Source organism: Sphingobacterium sp. ML3W, from assembly GCF_000747525.1.
In the GTDB taxonomy this organism is placed as follows: Bacteria; Bacteroidota; Bacteroidia; order Sphingobacteriales; family Sphingobacteriaceae; genus Sphingobacterium.
In genome coordinates, this window is the sequence record NZ_CP009278.1 from 2,579,658 (window position 1) to 2,601,947 (window position 22,290).

At 35.2% G+C, this 22,290-nt stretch carries 26 protein-coding genes and 1 pseudogene; 17 read left to right on the forward strand and 10 right to left on the reverse strand.

The genetic code is table 11. The annotated features are described in order from the left end of the window. Positions 1–73: 73 nt before the first annotated feature. From KO02_RS10905 to KO02_RS10930, 6 genes are all read left to right on the forward strand, one after another. Positions 74–1,393 carry an inositol-3-phosphate synthase gene (locus KO02_RS10905; RefSeq protein ID WP_038698255.1) on the forward strand — a complete coding sequence of 440 codons (1,320 nt, stop codon included), beginning with the start codon at positions 74–76 and terminating at the stop codon, positions 1,391–1,393. 70 nt (positions 1,394–1,463) lie between these two features. Then, positions 1,464–2,177 carry an NDP-sugar synthase gene (locus KO02_RS10910; protein ID WP_038698257.1) on the forward strand — a complete coding sequence of 238 codons (714 nt, stop codon included), beginning with the start codon at positions 1,464–1,466 and terminating at the stop codon, positions 2,175–2,177. Beyond that, positions 2,174–3,082, forward strand: a complete 909-nt coding sequence (locus KO02_RS10915; protein ID WP_038698259.1) for a hypothetical protein — start codon at positions 2,174–2,176, stop codon at positions 3,080–3,082. Before KO02_RS10910 ends, KO02_RS10915 begins: the two co-directional genes overlap by 4 nt. After that, positions 3,075–4,001, forward strand: a complete 927-nt coding sequence (locus KO02_RS10920) for a CDP-alcohol phosphatidyltransferase family protein (protein ID WP_038698261.1) — start codon at positions 3,075–3,077, stop codon at positions 3,999–4,001. Before KO02_RS10915 ends, KO02_RS10920 begins: the two co-directional genes overlap by 8 nt. 49 nt (positions 4,002–4,050) lie before the next feature. Beyond that, positions 4,051–4,977, forward strand: a complete 927-nt coding sequence (locus tag KO02_RS10925) for a lysylphosphatidylglycerol synthase transmembrane domain-containing protein (RefSeq protein WP_235212386.1) — start codon at positions 4,051–4,053, stop codon at positions 4,975–4,977. Between the two features lie 12 nt (positions 4,978–4,989). Continuing rightward, positions 4,990–5,697, forward strand: a complete 708-nt coding sequence (locus KO02_RS10930; protein WP_038698265.1) for an HAD family hydrolase — start codon at positions 4,990–4,992, stop codon at positions 5,695–5,697. 115 nt (positions 5,698–5,812) lie between these two features. On the opposite strand, the gene KO02_RS10935 is transcribed toward KO02_RS10930, so the two are convergent. The 3 genes from KO02_RS10935 to KO02_RS23290 all read right to left on the reverse strand — a co-directional run bounded on the left by KO02_RS10935 (position 5,813) and on the right by KO02_RS23290 (position 8,055). Then, complete coding sequence (locus KO02_RS10935) at positions 5,813–6,559, reverse strand: glucose 1-dehydrogenase (RefSeq protein ID WP_038698267.1); 747 nt, start codon at positions 6,557–6,559, stop codon at positions 5,813–5,815. Between the two features lie 70 nt (positions 6,560–6,629). Continuing rightward, complete coding sequence (locus KO02_RS10940) at positions 6,630–7,625, reverse strand: helix-turn-helix domain-containing protein (protein ID WP_144243306.1); 996 nt, start codon at positions 7,623–7,625, stop codon at positions 6,630–6,632. Between the two features lie 205 nt (positions 7,626–7,830). After that, entirely contained in the window at positions 7,831–8,055 is a 225-nt protein-coding gene (locus KO02_RS23290; protein ID WP_081918361.1) for a hypothetical protein, read from the reverse strand. A 396-nt stretch (positions 8,056–8,451) separates the two neighbouring features. Here KO02_RS23290 and KO02_RS10945 point away from each other — a divergent pair, with 396 nt between their 5' ends. Then, positions 8,452–9,015: a Crp/Fnr family transcriptional regulator gene (locus KO02_RS10945; RefSeq protein ID WP_038698271.1), complete on the forward strand. Its 564-nt coding sequence runs from the start codon at positions 8,452–8,454 to the stop codon at positions 9,013–9,015. 230 nt (positions 9,016–9,245) lie between these two features. Then, complete coding sequence (locus tag KO02_RS10950; protein ID WP_038698273.1) at positions 9,246–9,635, forward strand: RidA family protein; 390 nt, start codon at positions 9,246–9,248, stop codon at positions 9,633–9,635. Between the two features lie 226 nt (positions 9,636–9,861). On the opposite strand, the gene KO02_RS10955 is transcribed toward KO02_RS10950, so the two are convergent. Further along, the gene (locus KO02_RS10955) at positions 9,862–10,506 is read right to left on the reverse strand and encodes an alpha/beta fold hydrolase (RefSeq protein WP_038698275.1); all 645 of its coding nucleotides are present in this window, start codon (positions 10,504–10,506) and stop codon (positions 9,862–9,864) included. 352 nt (positions 10,507–10,858) lie between these two features. On the opposite strand from KO02_RS10955, the gene KO02_RS22760 reads away from it, so the two are divergent. The 5 genes from KO02_RS22760 (at position 10,859) to KO02_RS23305 (ending at position 13,710) form a co-directional block, all read left to right on the forward strand. Then, positions 10,859–11,398, forward strand: a complete 540-nt coding sequence (locus tag KO02_RS22760; protein WP_051959720.1) for a hypothetical protein — start codon at positions 10,859–10,861, stop codon at positions 11,396–11,398. Between the two features lie 47 nt (positions 11,399–11,445). Next, entirely contained in the window at positions 11,446–12,375 is a 930-nt protein-coding gene (locus tag KO02_RS10965) for an IS3 family transposase (RefSeq protein ID WP_235212387.1), read from the forward strand. A gap of 412 nt (positions 12,376–12,787) precedes the next feature. Next, positions 12,788–12,910 carry a heavy metal-binding domain-containing protein gene (locus KO02_RS24360; protein WP_410528206.1) on the forward strand — a complete coding sequence of 41 codons (123 nt, stop codon included), beginning with the start codon at positions 12,788–12,790 and terminating at the stop codon, positions 12,908–12,910. Beyond that, positions 12,907–13,134 carry a hypothetical protein gene (locus KO02_RS23300; protein ID WP_081918363.1) on the forward strand — a complete coding sequence of 76 codons (228 nt, stop codon included), beginning with the start codon at positions 12,907–12,909 and terminating at the stop codon, positions 13,132–13,134. The genes KO02_RS24360 and KO02_RS23300 overlap by 4 nt, the downstream gene beginning before the upstream one ends. 60 nt (positions 13,135–13,194) lie before the next feature. Continuing rightward, positions 13,195–13,710: a DDE-type integrase/transposase/recombinase gene (locus KO02_RS23305; RefSeq protein WP_081918364.1), complete on the forward strand. Its 516-nt coding sequence runs from the start codon at positions 13,195–13,197 to the stop codon at positions 13,708–13,710. 199 nt (positions 13,711–13,909) lie between these two features. Here the strand turns inward: KO02_RS23305 and KO02_RS10975 are convergent, their stop codons facing one another. The 3 genes from KO02_RS10975 to KO02_RS10985 all read right to left on the reverse strand — a co-directional run bounded on the left by KO02_RS10975 (position 13,910) and on the right by KO02_RS10985 (position 16,398). After that, a complete protein-coding gene (locus tag KO02_RS10975; RefSeq protein WP_038698277.1) occupies positions 13,910–14,203 on the reverse strand; it encodes a hypothetical protein in 294 nt (97 codons plus the stop codon). A gap of 346 nt (positions 14,204–14,549) precedes the next feature. Further along, on the reverse strand, positions 14,550–15,080 hold the full coding sequence (locus KO02_RS10980) for a hypothetical protein (protein ID WP_038698279.1): 531 nt from the start codon (positions 15,078–15,080) through the stop codon (positions 14,550–14,552). Further along, positions 15,025–16,398 carry a hypothetical protein gene (locus tag KO02_RS10985; RefSeq protein WP_144243308.1) on the reverse strand — a complete coding sequence of 458 codons (1,374 nt, stop codon included), beginning with the start codon at positions 16,396–16,398 and terminating at the stop codon, positions 15,025–15,027. The genes KO02_RS10980 and KO02_RS10985 overlap by 56 nt, the downstream gene beginning before the upstream one ends. A 461-nt stretch (positions 16,399–16,859) precedes the next feature. On the opposite strand from KO02_RS10985, the gene tnpA reads away from it, so the two are divergent. After that, positions 16,860–17,069, forward strand: coding sequence for an IS66 family insertion sequence element accessory protein TnpA (tnpA, locus tag KO02_RS10990; RefSeq protein ID WP_038698283.1), 210 nt, complete (start codon positions 16,860–16,862; stop codon positions 17,067–17,069). Positions 17,070–17,953: 884 nt separating this feature from the next. Here the strand turns inward: tnpA and KO02_RS22765 are convergent. Beyond that, entirely contained in the window at positions 17,954–18,388 is a 435-nt protein-coding gene (locus KO02_RS22765) for a hypothetical protein (protein ID WP_051959879.1), read from the reverse strand. A gap of 493 nt (positions 18,389–18,881) precedes the next feature. Then, the gene (locus tag KO02_RS23310; RefSeq protein ID WP_081918489.1) at positions 18,882–19,040 is read right to left on the reverse strand and encodes a DUF1398 family protein; all 159 of its coding nucleotides are present in this window, start codon (positions 19,038–19,040) and stop codon (positions 18,882–18,884) included. Positions 19,041–19,066: 26 nt separating this feature from the next. Here KO02_RS23310 and KO02_RS11005 point away from each other — a divergent pair. Continuing rightward, positions 19,067–19,366, forward strand: a pseudogene (locus tag KO02_RS11005) (transposase); the annotation flags it as partial. A gap of 151 nt (positions 19,367–19,517) precedes the next feature. Here KO02_RS11005 and KO02_RS11010 read toward each other — a convergent pair. Beyond that, on the reverse strand, positions 19,518–20,684 hold the full coding sequence (locus tag KO02_RS11010; protein ID WP_038698288.1) for an MFS transporter: 1,167 nt from the start codon (positions 20,682–20,684) through the stop codon (positions 19,518–19,520). 107 nt (positions 20,685–20,791) lie between these two features. Between KO02_RS11010 and KO02_RS11015 the strand changes: the two genes are divergently transcribed. Together KO02_RS11015 and KO02_RS11020 are read left to right on the forward strand one after the other, a co-directional pair. Then, positions 20,792–21,181, forward strand: coding sequence for a VOC family protein (locus KO02_RS11015; RefSeq protein WP_038702544.1), 390 nt, complete (start codon positions 20,792–20,794; stop codon positions 21,179–21,181). A 276-nt stretch (positions 21,182–21,457) separates the two neighbouring features. Further along, complete coding sequence (locus KO02_RS11020; RefSeq protein ID WP_038698290.1) at positions 21,458–22,207, forward strand: DeoR/GlpR family DNA-binding transcription regulator; 750 nt, start codon at positions 21,458–21,460, stop codon at positions 22,205–22,207. Positions 22,208–22,290 lie beyond the last annotated feature (83 nt).

A 22,290-nucleotide genomic window follows, 5' to 3' on the forward strand; every position in this document is an offset into this window, starting at 1 on the left:
TGCTTGCGTTCAGGACATTATTAAAAATCAGATTTCATTGTAACCACATTAATTATCACTTAAAAAGAACAACATGAAACAACAAGTAAGCGAAGCAAAAGGTAAACTAGGTATATTGATACCCGGATTAGGAGCCGTAGCAACAACATTGATTGCAGGTGTAGCAGGTGTTAATAAGGGCTATTCTAAACCCATTGGCTCAGTTTCTCAATTAAGCCGTATTCGATTAGGTAAGCGTACAGAAGATCGGAATCCATTGATAAAAGATTTTGTTCCTTTAGCAAAATTAGAAGATATCGTTTTCGGAGGTTGGGATGTTTATGCCGATAATGTGTATGAAGCGGCATCAAAAGCGGCAGTTTTAGAACCACATCAATTGGAGCAGGTACGTGCTGAACTTGAGAGTATCGTACCTATGAAAGCTGTCTTTGATCGCGAATTTGTTAAAAATTTAGATGGAACACACATAAAGGAGGGCTTAACTAAAAGAGATTTAGCAGATGCAGTACAAGCAGATATTGAAAATTTCAAAGCAACACATCATTGTGATCGTATAGTAGTTCTTTGGTGTGGATCAACAGAAAAATACATAGCAGGTTCGGATATATTTGATAGTTTAATGAATTTTGAAGACGCTTTGGATCAAAATGACCAGCGTATACCTCCAAGTATGATCTATGCTTATGCAGCATTGAAACAAGGGGCACCATATGTCAACGGAGCTCCAAATTTAAGTTGTGATGTACCTGCCATCGAGGAATTGGCCAAGCTCAACAGAGTTGCCATTGCCGGAAAAGATTTTAAGACAGGTCAGACCTTAATGAAAACAATTGTTGCTCCAGGTTTACAAGCTCGCGCATTAGGAGTAGAGGGGTGGTTCTCTACCAATATTTTAGGTAATCGAGATGGACTAGTATTGGATGACCCAGAAAACTTCAAAACAAAAGAAGTTTCCAAATTGAGCGTATTGGAGGAAATTCTAGATGCTAAGAAAAATCCTGAATTATATGGCAATTTATACCATAAAGTACGCATCAACTACTATCCACCTCATGGCGATAACAAAGAAAGTTGGGATAACATTGATATTTTTGGATGGATGGGTTATAAGATGCAGATCAATTTCTTATGTCGTGACTCGATATTAGCAGCTCCAGTAGCATTGGATCTAGCCTTATTTATAGATTTAGCACAGCGTGCCGGTATGCATGGTATTCAAGAATGGCTTTCATTTTATTTGAAATCACCACAGACAGCACCAGGTCTACCAGCCGAGCATGATATTTTTAAGCAGTTGATCAAATTACAGAACACCTTGCGCCATATGATGGGCGAAGATTTGATCACACATCTAGGTCTTGATTATTATCAAGAGCTGGTAGACAATATGTAACTCATAATAGCCACATTTACATCTCCCTCGAGGGACAAAACATCTCCTTCGAGGGTTATACCAATTATACATGGAATATGCGATTATTGCTGCCGGAGAAGGACAGCGTTTAAAAGATGAAGGATTTAAGAAAGCGAAGCCATTATTGACGCTTTTGGGCATTCCAATGATCGAACGATTGATTAATGTCTTTGCAGACCAAGGCGCTAGATCAGTTTTTATTATTATCAATGAAAAGAATAAGGAGCTCCATAAATTTTTAAAAAACTACGCCTTTAGTATACCTATTCATCTTTTGATTAAAAATACTGAAAGCTCGTTGCATAGCTTTGTTGAATTGCATAAAGCCTTTCAATATTGGGATTCCTGTTGTTTGACCACGACAGATACGGTCTTCGAACCTGAGACCTTCGGGCGTTATATCGAAAAATTTCAACAAGGTGATATGGATGGGTTATTTGCAGTAACACCTTTCGTTGACGATGAGAGTCCATTATATGTTACAGTAGATAATGACCAACGCATTGTTTGTTTTTCAGATAAGAAATATCCACAAGCATCCTTTGTATCGGGCGGGATCTATTGTCTACGCAGAAAAGCAATCGATGCTGCTGCCACATCTTTAGCGGCAGGTAACCATCGTATGCGTAATTATCAACGATTTTTAATCGATCAAGGTTTGGATATAAAGGCATATCCTTTTGCCAAAATAATAGATGTTGATCATTTGCATGACCGCGAAACGGCCGAATATTTTTTATTAGAACAAAAGTTAAAAGTATGAGAGTGTATGGTATATGGAGAATGAATGATTTCTCACCCAATCATATCAATAATGATGCGGCCATCTTTAAGGCCGTTATTGAATTAGTAGAAAAAGAAGGTGTTACTATAACATCAGTTACTGAGGGAGCATTCTTGAAATTGGAAGATTACAACGATGAGCCTATCATTACAATGGGGAGATCCAAAGAATTGGTCCATCATTTAAAAATGTTGGAACGAAGAGGAGTACTGGTTATTAATTCTGCTCAAGGCATACAAAACTGTTTTCGAACCCTCATGACGCAAGCGCTGTTGCAAAATGACATTCCATATCCTGAAAGTGAGATTGTCGCTACCCATTCAGATATAGGTTACCTATTCGATCGATTTGGATCCCCTGGCATCTGGATCAAACGAGGAGACTTCCATGCCGTGCACAAAGAAGATGTAAGCTTCGCTAGCACAAAAGAAGAAGCAAACAATATATTGGCCGAGTATGCCATACGTGGTATTGATGAGGCTGTGGTATCAAAACATCTCTTTGGAGATCTGGTCAAATTCTATGGCGTAGACGGGACTGACTTCTTTTATTGTTTCCATCCCTACGATCTGAATCATCATAAATATGCAGCTTATGAGCAGATCAATGGACTAACGGCTCACTATACTTTTGATAAAGAAGCACTACAGCAGGCCGCAATACGCGCAGCTCAGGTATTGGGGGTCAGTATTTATGGCGGAGATGCCATTGTACATGCCGATGGTAGTTTCCATATTATAGATCTGAACGATTGGCCAAGTTTTGCGCCCTGTCGTGAGCAGGGAGCCGAAGCTATAGCCACCCATATTTTTAACCAATTTTCAAGCTATATAGATCATATGATTTATAAGGATGAAGATTCAACAGATATCAATTATGTCTAACTCAGAAGATAATTTATTTGAACAATCACTCAAATCCAACGATACAGAGGAACGTATCGATATCTGGTTTTACAGACCCATAGGCTATCGTATTGCGCAGTTGTGTGCTTCACGAGGCATTACCCCCAATGCAGTGACGATTACCAGTATATTCTTCGGGGTAGGAGCAGGTATCCTGTTCTACTATGGAGATTTATGGATCAATATCATCGGTATGCTCTTGTTGATCTTTGCCAACTCCTTGGATAGTGCCGATGGCCAATTGGCACGTTTAACAGATAATAAAAGTCGTTTTGGTCGTATTTTAGATGGTTTCGCTGGAGATTTTTGGTTTGCCTCTATCCACATAGCCCTATGTTTTCGGTGTATGGACCAAGGTTGGTCCGCTTGGATATGGGTACCAGGTGTGCTAGCAGGTGTTTCCCATGTTTTCCAATCAGCTATGGCCGATTATTATCGCAATGTGCATTTGTATTTCATCAAAGGCAAGGCCGGTAGTGAATTGGACAATTCGACCGACTTACAACAAGAATTAGATAAGATGAGTTGGAAACATGATTTTTTTCAAAAGTTTGTTTTAAACGGCTATAAAAACTACACCAGATTACAGGAAAATCTATCCCCCAAATTGCAGGATCTTTTACTAATTGTCAAGCAAAAGTACGCCGATACTATGCCAGCAGAATTCGTGTCCAGATTTCGAATTTTAAATCGACCATTAATGAAGTATACCAATATTGTTCAATTTAATACAAGGGTACTTTTCCTGTTTCTCTGGCTATTTATAGATCAAGTATGGTTGTATTTTTTCTTTGATATGTTTGTATTGAACCCTATCTTGATCTATATGTGCAGGAGACAAGAACAAGTGAGTGCTATATGCATACAAAAATTAGGTCAATCAGTAGATGAGGCGTAAATTTTACAAGGCACTATTTTTAATCCTCGGCATCCTAACATTGTTGTGGATGATCTATCGCATAGGACCTCATACCATTTGGGACAATATGCTACAGGTGGGGTGGTGGTTTGTACCGATATTATTGAGTTGGTTTGTTATTTATTTAATGAATGCAGTGGCATTTCGTCATATTATAGTAGAAGCACAACGACCAGAAACACGATTGTCATTCTCGACTATTATGCAACTGACTGTTTCAGGTTATAGCATTAATTATGTTACACCCTTTGTAGCCTTAGGCGGAGAACCATATCGTATCATGGCACTTACACCAGCTTTAGGACAGGCAAAAGCAAGCTCATCTGTATTGTTGTATGGTATGGTACATATCTTATCGCACATCGTTTTTTGGTTAATATCTGTTTTTTTAATATTGGCTTTCGTGCCACTAGGAAAATTGATGGTATTGACCTGTTGCTGTATCGTCATTTTGGGGTTGGTGGTTTGCTGGTGGTTTTCTCGGATATATAGATCAGGCTTGGTCGTTTCGGTATTCGAGTTTCTAACCAAACTACCTTTTTTAGGTAAATACTTCAGTAAACTTATTGCGCATAATAAAGCAGTCTTTGAAGATATCGATATCCAGATAAAAGACCTATTCGATAACCGTAAAAAGAACTTTTATGCTGCTCTTTCTTGGGAGTTCTTTGCAAGGGTAGTAGGCTGCGCCGAACTTTATTTTATCGGTATAGCATTAGGGCTCAATATGGATGTCATTCAGGCTTTTATAGTTAGCTCGGGTTCCTCGTTATTTGCCAATTTAATTTTTTTTCTACCCATGCAGTTGGGTACGCGCGAGGGTGGTTTGGCGATGGCATTAGTCAGTATTGGTTTCCCAGCCTCAGTAGGAGTGATCATGGGTTTGGCCACTCGTATTCGAGAAATAGTATGGATCGGAATCGGGTTGATCTGGATGAGTATAGTCCGAAAATAAATATAAAAAGATATGAATAAACTTACAGGTATAGCAGGTATTTTAGTCGATTATGGCGGTACATTAGACACCAATGGAAGACACTGGACCTCGGTATTTTGGGAGCAATACCAATTGGAAGGTATACCGGTTCGGAAAGAAGAGTTTTATCAAGCATACGTTTACGCAGAACGTAAAATGGCCTTAGAACCTATTATTAAATCGCATTTTACATTCAAAGATGTGCTGTTTGTTAAAATTCAGGCACAATTTGAATATTTAAAGCTGGAATCGTTGATGTCAAGCCTTGGCACTAATATCGTGCTGGCATGCCATGTTTTAGTATTGACATCTTTAAAACGTGCGAAGCCCTTATTAGCGTCCTTGTCCAAACAGTATAAGTTGGTCATGGTATCGAATTTTTATGGCAATCTCGAAAACATATTAGCAGATTACCATATAGGGCAGTATTTTGATAGTGTCGTTGAATCGGCACGTGTAGGTGTACGTAAGCCTGATCCCGAAATATATACATTAGGTGTTCAAGCTATTGATCTTCCTGCCTCTAGCTGTGTCGTCTTAGGGGATTCTTATAGTAAAGATATGGTGCCAGGAAAATTAAATGGATGCACCACGATTTGGTTGAATGTTGATAGTTGGGAAGAAGCAGATTTGGAATCTAGCAGTGCAGCAGACCATATTATAACCGATGTTTTGCAATTAAAGGAATTCTTGATCTAATTCCTTAAGTTGTTCTCTTGAGACCTCCACTACTACCGGCTTTCTTGATTTCTGCCGGTGGTATTTGGAGGTTTGTTTAATTGTATTTTTGACGATAAACAGTTAATGTACCTATCTAGAATGCAAGCATTCCGCCATCTATAACATGCTCTTCTCCGGAAATGAATGAAGAATCGTCTGAAGCTAAGAATAATATTAACATAGAAACTTCTCTAGGTTGTGCAACCCTACCTAAGGGAATGAAGTTTAGGCCATCACCGGCATCCTCATTAGTAGCTTCTACCATCATGGGTGTATGAATAAATCCTGGATGTACGGAGTTTACACGAATATTATTAGGGCCATATTCGACAGCTGCACTTTTTGTCATTCCTCTAACTGCAAATTTACTAGCCGTATAGGCGACGCTAGGAACACCATAATGAGCTCTGAATCCGGCTGAAGAAGAAATATTGATGATTGAACCTTTACCTAATTTAATCATAGATGGAATAACGGATTTCATTCCGAAAAAAACACCGTCTTGGTTAATTCTACAAACTCTATAATATTCTTCTTCACTTAGATCTGCAGTTTTTGAAATATTACCTAATATTCCTGCATTGTTGACTAAAATGTTGATTGTACCAAATTTTTCCTCTCCAAGTTTTACTACTTTTTTCCAATCTTCTAGACTAGAAACATCATGTTTAATGAACAATGCATTATCACCAAGTTCATTAGCCAAAGCTCGTCCAACTTCTTCATTTACATCTGTTAAAATTACCTTAGCACCCTCTTCTATAAATACTCTAGCATGCGATTCCCCCATTCCACGTGCAGCGCCCGTTATAAGAGCAATTTTTCCTTCTAACTTTTTCATATTATATATATTAAACTTGAATTACATCAAATTTAACCAAGTCAGAACCGATAAACCATGTCAAAACAACCTATTTGATGTCAATTTTTTCGATAATGTTTTTTCGGAATTCTGACGGCGATATACCTGCATTGTTTTTGAAATATTTACTAAAGGTGTAAGGATCAGGGAAGCTCAACAGAAATGATATTTCTGCAATTGTGTTTGTATTCTGTGAGGAGGATAGTAAAAATTTGGCCTCGCGAATAACCATTTCATCAAGAACAGTTCGAGGGCTTTTACCTGTTATTTTTTTTACGATAGCGTTTAGATAATTCTGGCTTACAAATAACGTATTCGCATAATAATCAAGTTTTCTTTCTTTTCTGAAATCTTGAATTACCAATGATAAAAAATGATTAACAAGTTTATTGTTTTTATTTGTTTTCTGAACGAAATGTTTCGTGTAATGTTCTAATTGATAATCTGTTTCGTAAATTAATACAGAAAGCAAATTGCGTGCGGATAGCCTCCAAGTATTTTCTGAAATATTGTTTAACAATTTTAAAATATCAACAAATAATATCTTTAACTCTTTTGCTTCTTTTTTCGAAACGTCTATAAAAGAAGGCATTCCATAGCTAAGGAAAGAGAATTCTTTCACGGTAAACATATTTTCATGAAGATAATCAAGAAATTTCTTTGTAAAAAGTATAATGATACCTTTTGATTTTGGAAGTATATCTAAAATTTTAAAAAGCTGTCCAGGTCTGTATACAAAAATGGAATTAGGAAAGAGTTGTATTGTTTCACTGTCAATTTCAAATTTTAATTCCCCATCGGTAATTAAACCAAAGGAGTAATAATTAGGGTTTATATGAAATATCTCATGTTCAAGAGGTACATCTTCTATAATAAGAAATTCATCACTTTTATTCCACTTTAAGTTTCGAAAATTAATGATGTTTTGAATACTATAATTTTTAATGTCAGACGATTTCTTCATAATTTTACTAATTAAAGCCTTATTAACTATATATCTTCGAACATTTCCATAATACGTAATAATCATAAATAATGTTTCCAATAAAGTTAAATAGAAATACGACTATTAACCAAAGAATTCGTCTGTCTTTAGACAAATTTTTATTTTTGATAATGTGATATATAGTATAGACAACAAGAATAAAAGGGATGATAAAAAGACCCAGAAAAATTTCTGATGTTCATACGTTAAGAAAGCATAATTTCATAATTTTTAGTTTTAAAAGATTAATACTGTCTTATGGATATTACCGCGTAATAGCAAAGTAGATTACATAAAACCAACTACAGATACCGTGAAAAATAGCCCATAGTATAGATTTGTTTCTGTCCCATGAAGTAACGACAGCGATAACTGATCCTAACCCGATACCAGATTTAGTAACGATTTGAGTCGTATTCTCAGTGAAACTCTGCCCGAATACGATAGTCGTAATGGATAGTAAGAATAATATTAAGGATATTTTTTTCATGTTCAATATGTTTTATAATTTGAGTTGCTGCATGGTTTTGGACTAGGTCAATTTGTTATACATCAATCCTTTTTTCCTGAAATTTAGGTAGCATTTCATAATCAAGTCAGTATACTTACTTTAAAAATACAGTCTTTCCTTTATTTAAGCAAATAATTTTCGCCGTTACTTGAATTTGACTTATTCAAGTCATTGTTAACATCTCTTTCAAGAACGAAATTATTCCATCAGCACCTTCGTATAGTTTAATCCAACTATTTTTGTAAAAATATCTTTAGAGAGCATTGCTAAGAATTTCGAGTGAAATTTTATGTTGAATTAGAAAAGAATGCTTGATATAACCGAGTTCCACTATTTTTTTGTATATTTTCTACAAATTTTTTCACCCAAGTAGACATGTTTGATATACTAAGAAACCATATTAATAAAATTGTTCCACTTACAGATCTGGAATTTGAATTCATAGCTTCCTTATTCACCGCAAAATCCTATAAAAAAGGTCAATTCCTTTTTCAAGAAGGAGAGGATGTTTCCAAGCATTACTTTATATGTAAAGGATTGCTGAAACTAGTTTACAACGATTCTGACGCACGCGAACATATTGTAGGTTTTGCCATGGAAGATTGGTGGGAAAGTGATTTTGAGGCGTTTTATACACAAAAAAAAACTTCGATGTCTTTGATATGTCTGGAAAATACGGATGTACTATTTATTGGTTTTGAAAACTATATCAACTTAGTTCGTACTTTACCTAAAATAGAACATTTCTTTCTTGAGAAAGCTTACTTTGGGTTTATAGCTGCTCAAAAGCGAATCATTTCAAGCCTGACCTCTGATACGAAAGAACGTTATCATCAACTTATCGAAAGACACCCAACTTTAGTGCAGCGCGTGCCAAAATCCCAATTGGCGGCTTATCTAGGTGTTTCTAGAGAGACATTAAGCCGAATTACGATCTAATATTAATTCATTATCATCATTTTTAGCAGTTTGCAGAGACCTTCTTCTTCCGTAATGAAATAGTCTTCTTTGAACCTATGATTTAATCATGGGCCATACCGGACAACCGGTGAAAGTTAAGTGTGATATACATCACGCAATAAAGGTGATCTATGTCAAGGGATAGATCAAAGAATGCTCCTTAATTTTGTAATAATAAATTATTTAGATCATCTTAAAAAATTATTACAATGGAAAAAAGAGCATTTAGTCCTTGGAAATGGCAAAAAGAAAGAAGTTATGTCCAAGCTGTTGAAGTTAAAAACAGCACAGGTACTTTATATTGTTCCGGTCAGGCTGCGATTGATGAAAATGGCGTATCAAGCAATGAAGAAATGAAATTGCAACTGCAACAAGCGATATCAAATTTGGAAGAAGTAATCACTTCGTCCGGTTATGAATGTGGGGGTATCGTCCGATTAAATATTTATACCACATCTACGGCCGAGCTCTGGCCACATTTCCCTATCCTTCAGGAATGGATAGCCAAACACAATATTGAACAAGCCTTGACGATGTTGGAAGTAAATGGTTTGTTTGAAACATTAAAAGTTGAATTAGAAGCTACAGTCGTAAAATAGTTGACATTAAACCGAAAGGAATTTTGTAATAATAAGGTAGGAGTGTAGAAGCAATAAAAGATCATCGTTTCCAGAAGGAGCGGTGATCTATTCTTTAGAAATAACGCTCGCTATTTCTTCGGCATAGTTTCGGTAGACTTATTCTTTGCTTTAATAGTTCCAATATCGCACTATCCTATAAGTTATTCCTGACGATACAAGCAACATTATTTGTAATCAGAATACATTATATAACTCTTTTTAGCAGCATCTCAATTTCTTTAGCATGGGTCATCGTCATAAAGTGACCTGCATTTTCAATCAAGTAAGTTGGCTTTATCTTGGTAGTGGGAATGATACGGTCTTTGTCCCCATGGATGTGGATAACAGGAGCAGGAATTTCTTTATTTCTCCAGTTTAAAATCTGATTGATTGCCCAGCCGAGAAATATAGGATCGGTGTCCAGCAATATCTTTTTAAGCATCAGTTTATCCTCTCGCGAAGATATACCAAAGAAATAATTCACGATTATGTTGTGCTGTTTAAGCAAAGCATTCGGGATTATACGGTTGAGCTTTAGTGTGCCGATTATTCTGTATAGAAAAGGCAGCTCACGATCGTTTTTTGCAGAAGCAAGTAATACAATTTTTTGCACCTCGATTATCTTGGCTATTTCCATAGCCATCATACCCCCAAAGGAGAGACCAACTAATATCGGTTTATCATCCATTATCTGTAAGGACATTCGTTTAGCATATTCTGATATAGATTCTTTTGGAAATGGAGAAATCCAATCTATGTATGTTACATGAAGGCCTTCAAAGTCTATTTTCGAAAATACCCTTTGGTCAACACCCAATCCACTCAGTATATAAATATGATTGTTGCTCATCTGCTTTTCATTTCATGAATTTTCTGACCTATCCTTCCGAAACCATTAATAAAACCTGCACCAATTGATATTGAACAATACGACAGTTAAAATCTACAGAATTTTTTATATTCAAGATGGATTAGATCCTAAAATTGCTCTAAAACTACATATTCAAATACTCACCTACTATTGGCAGGTCAGCTTCCGCCCAGTCGTAGTTCAATAATTCTGATGGTACTACCCATATTGCCTGTTTATGTTCAGTCGGTAATAGTTCTGCAGATTCCCAATCGCATATATAAGGGTAGAGGCATAAGGAGAAATTCGGATAGTGTCTAGTCCTAGAATAGTTATACACTAATTATAGTGTATGAACAAAATAAAAGCAAAGAAACCCGAACTCAAATCTACTCCTTATTATGACAAATCAGTCATAAAAAAATCGTTATCATTATTAAAGAAAGGTTATTCCAAACGACAAGTTTGCGAAAAATTAAGCGTTGGTGGCCAAGCATTGAGTAAATGGATGATAAAGTATACTGTTCAGGATGTGTGCACTCCAAAATATACTAAATTATCACCTCTCCAGCGTCGTTCTATCGCTCTTCAGATTATGCAAGGTACGCTAAGCATTTCAGAAGCTAACGAGATTTACAATATCCACGGTCATGATACCATTGCAAAATGGGTTAGATTACTTAAGAAAGAAAATGTCGATATTAGCATTTTAAAAGCTGATGTCGTGGAAGATGAAGATTTGTGTAAGGTAAATGATAGTGAACTAGAAGCATTAAAAGCTGCTTTATCTGCCGCTCAATTAAAAATTACTGCCTTAAACACTTTGATCGATGTTGCCGAAGAACAGTTAAATATTAATATCCGAAAAAAGTCTGGTGCCAAGCAGTCTTAGTCCTGCAGAACTTATTTCCAAAAATAGGGATAGGTAATTTATGCAAACTGTTTGGCAAGAGTCGTCATGCTTATTATGATCACCTTTGGCGCTCACGTGCGTCTAATTTTGTAGATGATATTATTTTACAGGAGGTTTTGAAGATACGTGAATATTTACCACGAGTAGGTGTACGCAAGCTTCATTTCATGTTGTCACCTATTTTAGCTTCTCATAATATAGAAGTTGGCCGAGATTATTTATTCGATTTGATCGGTTCGCATGGTCTCTTAGTTCGCACGCGACGGCGTAACGTGAAGACAACGAACTCTCGTCATCATCTACGCAAATATCCCAATATCATAAAAGAGTTAGTAATTAGTCGGCCAGAAGAGTTGTGGGTTAGTGATATTACCTATATTAGGCTTATAGATAAATGGGGATACCTTAGTCTTGTTACTGATGCTTATTCTCGAAAAATCATGGGCTATTGCTTTCGTGAGGATATGACTACGATAGGTTGTGTGAGAGCCCTTGAAATGGCAGTGAACAATAGAGAATGGATAGATTTACCTCTTATCCATCATTCTGACCGAGGAACTCAGTATTGTAGTACATTATATGTAGAACAGTTAAGATCCAATAAAATAGCTGTTAGTATGACTGAAAATGGAAGTCCTTACGAAAATGCATTGGCAGAACGTGTTAATGGGATACTAAAAAATGAATTTGAATTTTATACCAAAAAACTATCATTTCCCGAGATGTGCTTATATATTGATAAGAGCATTGATTCATATAATAATATTAGACCTCATAGCAGCTGTGATTATCTCACACCATCTGAAGCTCATCGCCAGAATGTGGCATTGAGGAAAAGATGGAAAGCATATTCTAAAAATTACGACGTTACCGAAAAAGAACTTATGGAATTGACAAATGAAGAAGATTTACATTCTTCGAGTGAAATTATTACATTTGACGAATATGCTGTATAGCTTATTTCGGATTAATGTCGAAAGTTGTATAGTTAAAACCAGGATTTATTAAATAAACTGTATAGCTATTTTAGGACGGGTCAGCTCAGCGTATTGGACATGATCAAGGTTTAAAAGAGGGTTTAAAAGAAGGTATTGCACAAGGCGAATACAAAAAAGCCATTGAGACAGCTTTGAATTTGAAAGAGATGGGTTTGTCTACTCATCAGATTGCCAAAGCTACAGGCCTTACCATCGACGAGATTGAAAAACTGAAATAAATTAAATAGATCATAAAAATAACAAATAAAGCCATTCTGTCAAGAATGGCTTTATTTGTTTTATACCATCCTTACGGCTTCCCGTATTTTTTAATCAAAGCGATCACCACAAAAATCCCATTTTAGCGACAGCTGTTATTGGAGCCAATGTTTTGAGTGAAATAGGAGCCAGCTTCGTAGATTTCTTCGGTGGGCGCTCCCGCAATTATGAAAACAAATTACAGGAGCTATATAAGAGCGTAGTGGAGTCTTTAAAGCAAAATGCCCGTTCATGATTGCTTCGCAGTTCCAAGAGCGATCAGTAATATATAAGTTTATCAGGCTGCATCAACAAATATATCCGATTGAAAAGATGTGTAAAGTTATGGGAGTCGGTTCCAGAAGCTATTATGCTTGGAAAAATGGTTTTAAACGCGCTGGTGGCTCTAAAGTTGCAGTACTTCAAGTTAAGATAAAAGCTATTTACTTCAAGAAAAAGCAACGATATGGCAGCCCGTGAATAGCTGCAGAGCTATTAAATGATGGAGTTGCAGTTTCTAGGGTTACACTTGCTAAGTGTATGAAAAAGATGGGGCTACGCAGTAAAATAGGCAAGAAATTTAAGGTAACAACAGATTCAAAGCATTCACATAAAATAATGGACAATGTCTTAGAACGTAACTTTAGATCTTCGGAGCCTTCTAAAGTTTGGGTATCTAATATTACTTATATTCATACCAAGGAAGGATTTCTATACCTGACCACGGTTCTGGATTTATACGACCGTAAATGTATTGGCTGGAGTGTTAGTGATAGCATGAAAACGGAAAAAACTTCATTAGCAGCTTGGAAAATGGCAATCAAGAATCGCAAATTGTCTCCTGGTCTGATCTTTCATTCTGATCGTGGAGTACAATATGCGTGCGAAAAATTCAGCAATACGGTAGATTCTTATAAAATCGTAACTAGAAGTATGAGCCGAAATTCGCTGTGCGATTCACGAATACAGAATAAGCAAACACGTATGAGTAACGGTGATTGCTGGGACAATGCAGTTGCAGAGAGCTTCTTTATACTATTATCAATGCGGACTTGAGTATGGGGTTAAGGGACGCATTAAAACATTAAAATCAGAGCAAATATATGGGAACAAATTGGTATCAAAAGAGCAAATGAGGAAGGATTTATTTGAATACATAGAAAGTTTGGTACAATAGAGAGCGTAGGCATTCTAGGCTGGGAAACCTTACCATAGAGCAATTTAATAACAAAAAACAAAATCTTAAAAAAACTGCTTAACTAGTACTGCCACTTTTATTTGCAAGTCCTGTGAAAGAATACTTTAAACCTTTTTTAAACTTATCATCTTTTAACAATTGAATTGGCAATAAAACTACAAGTAAAAATATAATGGATGTGATTGGATCAATATATTTTTTAACATATATCGACGCATGGTCTAAAATATTGGCATTACCCAAATCGTAATGATAATGCTCTCTATCAATTATTATTAAATCTTTAATAAAAAACACTAGAGGAAAAGCAATAACTGCAATAATCAAGTTTATTATTATTTTTCCTACCATAGAAACTAATTTAATCTTTACTTAAAGAACTTAGTGGTTTTTTACCATCAATGACGTCTTTTACAAGACTACAGTCTGGCCTATGAATATCCTCTTTCGCAACACCAGCATTTCCCCCGTTCTATATTTGCAAAATTTGTGACTAGGTTTTGGAACGAGGTCCATAATGCGTCGGCTTTTTTAAAAGGATACCGTTTGAATTTTAGCAGAAAAACATGATGACATTGCTAGAATCACTAATAATACGAAAGAAATCTGGCCCAACTTTACCAACTTTTCGAGCTGATTCGCCTTAGACAATTTCATAATGTTTTATAATAGATTTAAATTTTATGCTATCTAATCATTATTTTCTCTCTTTATTTACTTTTTCAACTTCTTTTCTCAATTTTTTCTGATCTTTTTTTGAAACTGATTCATTCCAATACACAGGCTGTCTTGGTAATTTTATATCTAAATAATAATCTTTAAAATTACCATCTATACTTACATCATCAATGGTCAAACTTGAACCGAACCTGTCAATAATAATTGTGCCCCAGAATCCATCGATAGAAAGTTCTTTAGAGAACTTTCCTTTTTCGTCCGTTATAAGAGTTTCAACAGTATCTTTACCACTGATAAACAGAACTTTTGCTTTAGAAACTATCTTATTATTATAGCACATGCGTATGTTTCCATGTATTGTGGCAGGAATATCTCCATCTGTGTATCCCTTGCCTTGCTGATGGAAACTACTACAATTATCTCTATCTATTTCCACGAACTCATCGTAGTGCTTTTTTGTAGTGCAACTAAATATTAATGAGAAAATAATAATTTTAGCAACCCAAACGAGTTCCTTTTTGCGTAACATTTTTTTCTTTTCTACTATCATATTGTTCAGCCATTATTCTATCTATTATTCTCGCTTTATGTGCGTCAGAAAGACTTTTAAACGCTTCTGTTTCTACCAATCCTTTCCAAGCAATATCATCATAAACTTGCTTATCTAGTTTATATCCCTTTAGCTCTCCGTAGTTTTTGATAGAAGCAGCAATATCGGTAATAAAATTTTTTGCAAAGGTTACATGTTGAATACCATTTGAAAATGCTTTTTGTTTGGAATATTTAACAAATAATTCAGGATAAGATAATTTTGCCGCAGCAGGGTCATTATAGTAAAATGCAACAAGGTATGCGTGTATAGATTCATGCAACATTGTAGTACCTAATGCTAAATCCGTAGCATTTCCAATTACTGTTGGATTGATATTAAAACCTATAATCATTTCACCATTGTAATTATTACGATTCGTACCTGCAACTTGCATGGGGTCACTAAAGTTTTCTGTAACAAATTTAAGATTATATCCCGGAACCTCACCAGCAAATTTTTTGATAATATCTGCGACAGTATTCCCATTTAAATTTTTTAAAGCAGCAAGGACCTGTTTCATACAGTCTGGCAGATTGGCGTCATCAATTGCATCATTAAAATTTTCAGCTTCCTTTTCAGGATTATCTGGCACTTCATTATAAGTTGGAACTGTACCGTCTCCACCGGTACCACCACCACCTCCTGAGGGTGGAAAATTTTGATAATCTCTGGGATCTCCTGGATAAGTTGGATTATTTTCATCTCCGCTAGAACCGCCACCTGAACAAGAGATCTCATTTAAGTATCCATTAATGTATCCATAAACACAATTGGTTGGCATTGCAGGTGCTTTTCCAGCTTTTTTCACCATCTCTGTAGACACTTTCACATTTGATTCGTAGAATGAAATATTTTGTGCCCCACTCTGTACAGATTTAGATATTATTGCTCCACTATAGTTTGTTGCTTTAGAACTTGGTATAAAAGTAAGGACGCTATATTTCCATGCTTCCCCATTTCTTGTTCCTCTTATCCAAACATTGTTATTAAGAAGGATTCTTGTTGAATCTGCAACTAAAACCTCAAGTCTATCTAATACTCTAACTTTTACATAAAGTGTATCTTTTCCGCTTTCATAAAATGTATTCCAGTTAATAACCGATCTAAAACTTGCATTGACAAAAAAAGAGTCAGTTTGTTGGTAACCAGTTTTCTTTTCAAAGTCAGCTTTGATCGATTTAATATTAATCTCGCTGTCTTCAAGGGATAATATTGGTTCATTCTTACAGCTTAATAAAAGAAGAAGAAAAGAAAAGTACATTAAAAATATTCTCATTCAAAAATAAGTTAGGTTATAAAATTTATAATAGCACTATTATGTAGAGTTAAAAAAATCATAATTAATTGTTCACTTTCAAACATCTCCATGTTTGCTAAATCCGCGTCAGATAAATTTATGAAATTAATTTTTATAATTTGCGATTAAAGTATAAAAATATATATTCATTTGTGGCAACTAAAGCTGTAAATAATGAAATAGCTTGTTCAATTTTAGATTATAACGCTATCAAGACCTTTCTGATCAAGCTGTGTGTGAAATAATATTGCGGACAATTGCATTTTTGTAAGCTTTTTCTATGTATTTCAACTATTTTATTTTAACAAAAATAATTTATTGCAGATAAGTAGAAACCCTTTCTTCCATAGTAATTTGATGTTAATTTCTAGATTTTGCAACGTTTCCGTCCTAGGAAGTACATATTTGAATGACAATTAGCTGTTGCTACTTTTGTTTTTATGAATACAGCACAAGAAAAACGGAGTCAGATGCTCTCCTTAGTTGAGAAGTGGCGTGGCAGTGGTAAGACACAGCAAGAGTTTTGTTCTTTTCACGGTATCAAGATTATCACTTTATCTTATTGGATTGGCGTCAGCAAAGAAGAAAAAAGCTCGTCAGGTTTTATTAAGGTCCTGCCAATAAACAATACGATTCAAAAGATCGATTGATCTATCCCAACGGGGTAAAAGTTAATGGTGGCGTCGATCTAGCCTTGGTATCCAAACTTATCCAGCTTTATTAAGTGTGGAAAAGGGAAGTCTTCAGAATAGGTAAGTCAAATCTATTGGCGTCCTCATAACTCCTTCAGAAGTAGGAACAATATGGGTATAATATAAGATAACAATCCAGCACTTGCTTTTTTACCTAAAACTCGTATATTAGGATTATAAATTTACTAAGCAATTTGTTGAACATAATAGGCAAATCGCTTTGTATCCAATGAAACCTAAATATCAAACAAGAAATAAGATCAATTTATTGATCTTATTTTAAGACAGATGGAATTTAAGAAGATTTTAATGTTGTACGTCAAGAATAGAAGATTCATTTTGACTGCAATTACCTCCATATTTATCGTGTATAAAATTGGGTATTACTGTGGGGGTCATGTCTTTAAATTGCTGTAATTATAGGTTGACAATATTAATTAATTTTATTAACAAAGAATATGTTAGAAAAATTAAAAAAAAGAAACGATATAAACAGTTTTATAAATTATTTTTTGAAACTTGGTTTATTTGCAATCGGAGGATTTGTTTTATACGAAATTGGAAAGTCCCTAGGTCAGATTTTAAAACATGTTTTCCATTAAAATTAGGTTCAATTTTATATATATACGCTAGTGTTCAATCGACATGAAATGAGCTAGATATAGGTAATATACGAAGTCATCTTTTTGGGCTAGCTCTTGTTCATAATAATTTTAAGGCTTGGTTTTATCTAAATGGTTTATATCGTTTCTGAAGGTGTTGCGTAGGGCCGTGACCTTTTTTAGCGATTAAAAACAAATATTTGGTTGACATATTTCTATATGCACACAGTTATCTAAAATTTAAGATTGATAATTTTGTCTGCAATGTTCCATATTACCGAAGACTTCCATAGTCTCAATTTCTATTTCATGCAACGTCTGTGCAATAGTTTCCTTATCCGCTCCAATATTTTTTAACTTAAATATTTTCGGTGTATAACTTTGATATTCGTCACTTGATGCAATATCGTTAACTCCAATTGGGTCCCAGTGGTTCCATAATATTAGGTCGATTGCTTCATTAAGATTAGTAGGTTCTTCATTTTTAAGAAGCTTATAAAAGTCTGTGAAAAGTGGTTCTATGCAAGTCTGGTCGATTTGAAAACTGAATTTTAAGCAATGCTCTTCATGCGAACCACCAACTTGTCCATATGCAATTACCTGTCCGTGAGGCATCATTTGGAAATTTACACTTGCGTCACTGTCGTTGTCCCCAAGTATTGTGTTGCAAGACATTGTTTTTTCAGAAAACTGTAAAGCTATACGCAGATAAGACCCTATTGCTTCGGGAACCACAAACGATGAACAGGCTTTTAATAAGCAGTTAAGGGAACAAGGCATTAACTGCCAACACCTTTAATGATTATTGGAACAATAATATCAAACCAGATATTAAAGAGTCAGTTGAATTACAACCGAAAATATCTACATCAAATGATGCAGATATTCCTGCGGAAGAACCACATTATTTGTTCGAGTTCCTGAATACTTCTGAAAAACACGAAGACGGTTTGATTGAAGTATTGGTCGGTTTACTACCCGAAGCACAGGTAGAAGATTATGAAGAATAGGATTTTGCCAATAATATGGAAAAGAAAAGACATAGGAAAAAAGGCAGGCAAAAATGACAATGAATAATAATATCAAACTGTTACCTAAATGTCATTCATTTAAAGTTTAAGCACACCACAGATTTTAAAATCATTGGTGTGCTTCGTGCGGTAACAATTTACTGTGGTATTTCCTCTACTAATATTTTACTTTCTGCTTTGTCGTAGTAAGTGCAGGTCATTTTATCAAGGCATACGAACCATTTTTCAATACCTGTTTCAGCACATTGGTTACAAAACGTAAAATAGTCTGTTTCTCCCTGTTGATGGATTTTCAGATAATGGCTGAATGTTTCTTTATTACTATCAGGCTAAGAACTGCGTAGGTTGTCCGCTGAACGGTGCTTGTCATAAATCCAAGGGTAATCGGATAGTCCAAGTGAATGAAAGGCTGGAAAAACACAAGGACATGGTGTTCCATTTACTCAATAGTGACATTGGGATAGAAAAACGAAAGAAGCGGTGTCACGATGTAGCAACAGTCTTTGGAAATATCAAACAGAACCACGGGTTCCGCCGCTTTATGCTTCGGTGCAAGGAAAAAGTTGCTATAGAATGGGGATTGTTGGCAATTGCACAAAACATAAGGAAAAAAGCAGCTTAAAAAGCTGTTTTTTTCTTATTTCCTAAAAATAGAAGCTAAATTGACGAGATATCTCACACGGTTGCCAAAACCTAATAGATTAAGGTATAAACAAAAAAGGCTGTCTCTATGATTACGAGACAGCCTCTTTTGGGGATTCATATTAAAAAAATTATTTACGGAAGCTATATAGAATTGCAATTAATATCATTAATGTAGCTGAAAATAAAAATGCGGCTTCGAGGTTAAATTGATGAGCAATTAATCCTAAGATTGCAGGCCCCATGAGTTGTCCCGCATAGCCCATTGTGGTTATTGCAGGAATACTAACGGAAGTGGTCACGGACTTTATTCTACTTGCATCACTAAAGAATATCGGAACAAGATTTGCAGAACCAATTCCCAATAATAAAAATCCAAAAAGAACTAAAGGAATCCAGCTTGAATATGTGGCAATGATTAAACCTAACGATGCTATTAGGCTTCCAGCAATGACAATTGTTCTCCCGTTAAGTTTTTCGACTAAACGATCTCCCATTAACCGCATGCTTGCCATTGCAATAGAGAATGTCGCATATCCTGCGCCGGTAAATGCCAAATCAATACCTTTGAGATCTTTTAAAAATACGGCACTCCAATCGAGCATCGCACCTTCAGAAAGAAAGCTGGCAAAACAGAGTAGGCCCAAAAATAATACTGCTTTATGAAAGAACATTTTTTTAAAACCTTGCTTATGATTTTGCTCAGAGTCATGCATCGTTTGTGATTTTTTTTCTGTGGTGAGATCAAGCAAATTTCTAAATTGACCGAGCACGATTAAACAAAGCAACAGTGAGATTGAAATTGCGGCTATTTGAGGAACTAATCCTATTTTAATTAAAAATCCCAAACCAAGAGATCCGAACAGTCCTCCTAAACTGAACAGACCGTGCAGAGAAGACATAATTGGACGTTGATACTTGTTTTGAACAAGTATACCATGAGAATTCATCGCAACATCGATGGTCCCAATACTCGCTCCAAAAATAAATATGCACAATGCCATAAGTGAAACAGATGAAATGACCAGTAAGAGAGGAAGTGTGATCGCAATGATTGCGGTTGAACAAAGAATCAAGATTCGATTGCCAAAGTGTTTTGACAAAAGGCCAGTAATAGGCATCATAATGACAGCACCTAAACCCAGAAATAGTAGTAATATTCCAAGTTCGGCATCATTAATTTGCAATCTTTCCTTTACATAAGGCACCATCGGTGCCCAGCTTGATATTGCTAATCCACATACCAAAAAAATGAATTGTGTTGCTTTTTTTGCGTTTTTTGTTTGTGTGTCTATCATTTGTTTCTTTTAAAAATGTTTTAGTAGCTTAAATTATTTGCAAATGTATGCAAATATATATTAATTTGCATACATTTGCATTTAAATATACTGATATCATAATGGAAATGAAAATTGAACACATTGGAATTTGGGTCGATAATTTAGAAGAAATGCGCACATTTTACCAGACTTATTTCAATTTAGAATGCGGCGAGAAGTATATGAATATCAAGAATGGATTTTCATCTTATTTTCTCAATTTCGGAACTGGTCATACCCGTCTAGAACTTATGAATAGGCCCGATATTGTCAATGGAACAGTAAAAAGAGGTTTTAGTAAAGGGATGGCACATTTTGCTATTTCAATAGGAGGTATTGAGGCTGTTAATCTCCTGACAGAGAAATTACGAAAAGATGGTTTTACTATTGCCAGCGAGCCTCGTACTACTGGAGATGGATATTACGAGAGTGTTGTGTTGGATCCTGAAGGAAATTATATAGAAATTTTCGCGTAATTGTGATAACTGATACCTATTCACAGATGATAACCTAGAAAAAGTAATGGTTTCCAATAAACTTGGATTTGTTGTTATACATTTTAAAGGCACAGCGACATTACAGATGGATATAAAGAAGTTGCGTATTAAAGCATTTAGGTGGATAACGATTATACTTCAAAAAAGTGTTTGCGATTTTTTGCGAATAAAAAAAATTAATGCATAATATTGTAAATCTGGTTTAGCGTTAATCATGAAATAATGCTAGTCAATAATTTATATCTGTAAATAGCTATGTTAAAAGAAAAACGATTTGAATTTATCTTAGATCAGCTAAAAAGTGAGGAGATGGTTAGCTATGAAATATTAGCTAAAAAGCTCAATGTATCCGAAGACACGATGAGGAGGGATATTGATCACTTGCATAAAATAGGTCTTTTATCTAAAGTTCGTGGCGGTGCGATCCAACGGGTCAAAAATCCACTTACCTTCGAAGATAGAAATAGTTATTTAAAGAAGGAGAAGGATATTATTGCGCTTAAGGCACAACAATTTATAAAAGAGGGGATGACTGTTTTTATGGATGGAGGTACCACCATATGTGCCATCGTTAACTACCTGCCAACAGAAATTAATCTCCGTATCGTAACCAGCAATGTTATGCTTATTCCAATTCTTGATCATTATCCAAATATTGAATTGATTTTATTGGGCGGCAAATACCATAAACAAACAGCAAGTACTATGGGGCAGACAACCAGCAATGAGGCAAGAAATTACATTGCAGATCTATATTTTATGGGCACATGTGGAGTAGATTGGAAATTTGGCATATCTGCATTTGTTAAAGAAGATGCAGAAGTTAAATTGGCGATGCTCACCTCTGCAAAGAAAGTAGTAGCTCTTGCAAATCAGGATCGTTTAGGAGTTACAGAATCTTTTAAGGTATGTGATGTAGAGCAGGTCGATGTACTGATTACTAATTTACCAACAGCAGAAAAAAGCTTAGACGAATTCAGGCAACAACCGATAATATTGGTTTAGAATTCTAGAAAATTAACATCACTTGTTTTGGGTTATATACTGTTTTTGCTGGAACAAATATTTATTAAATTTGTTATAGAAAT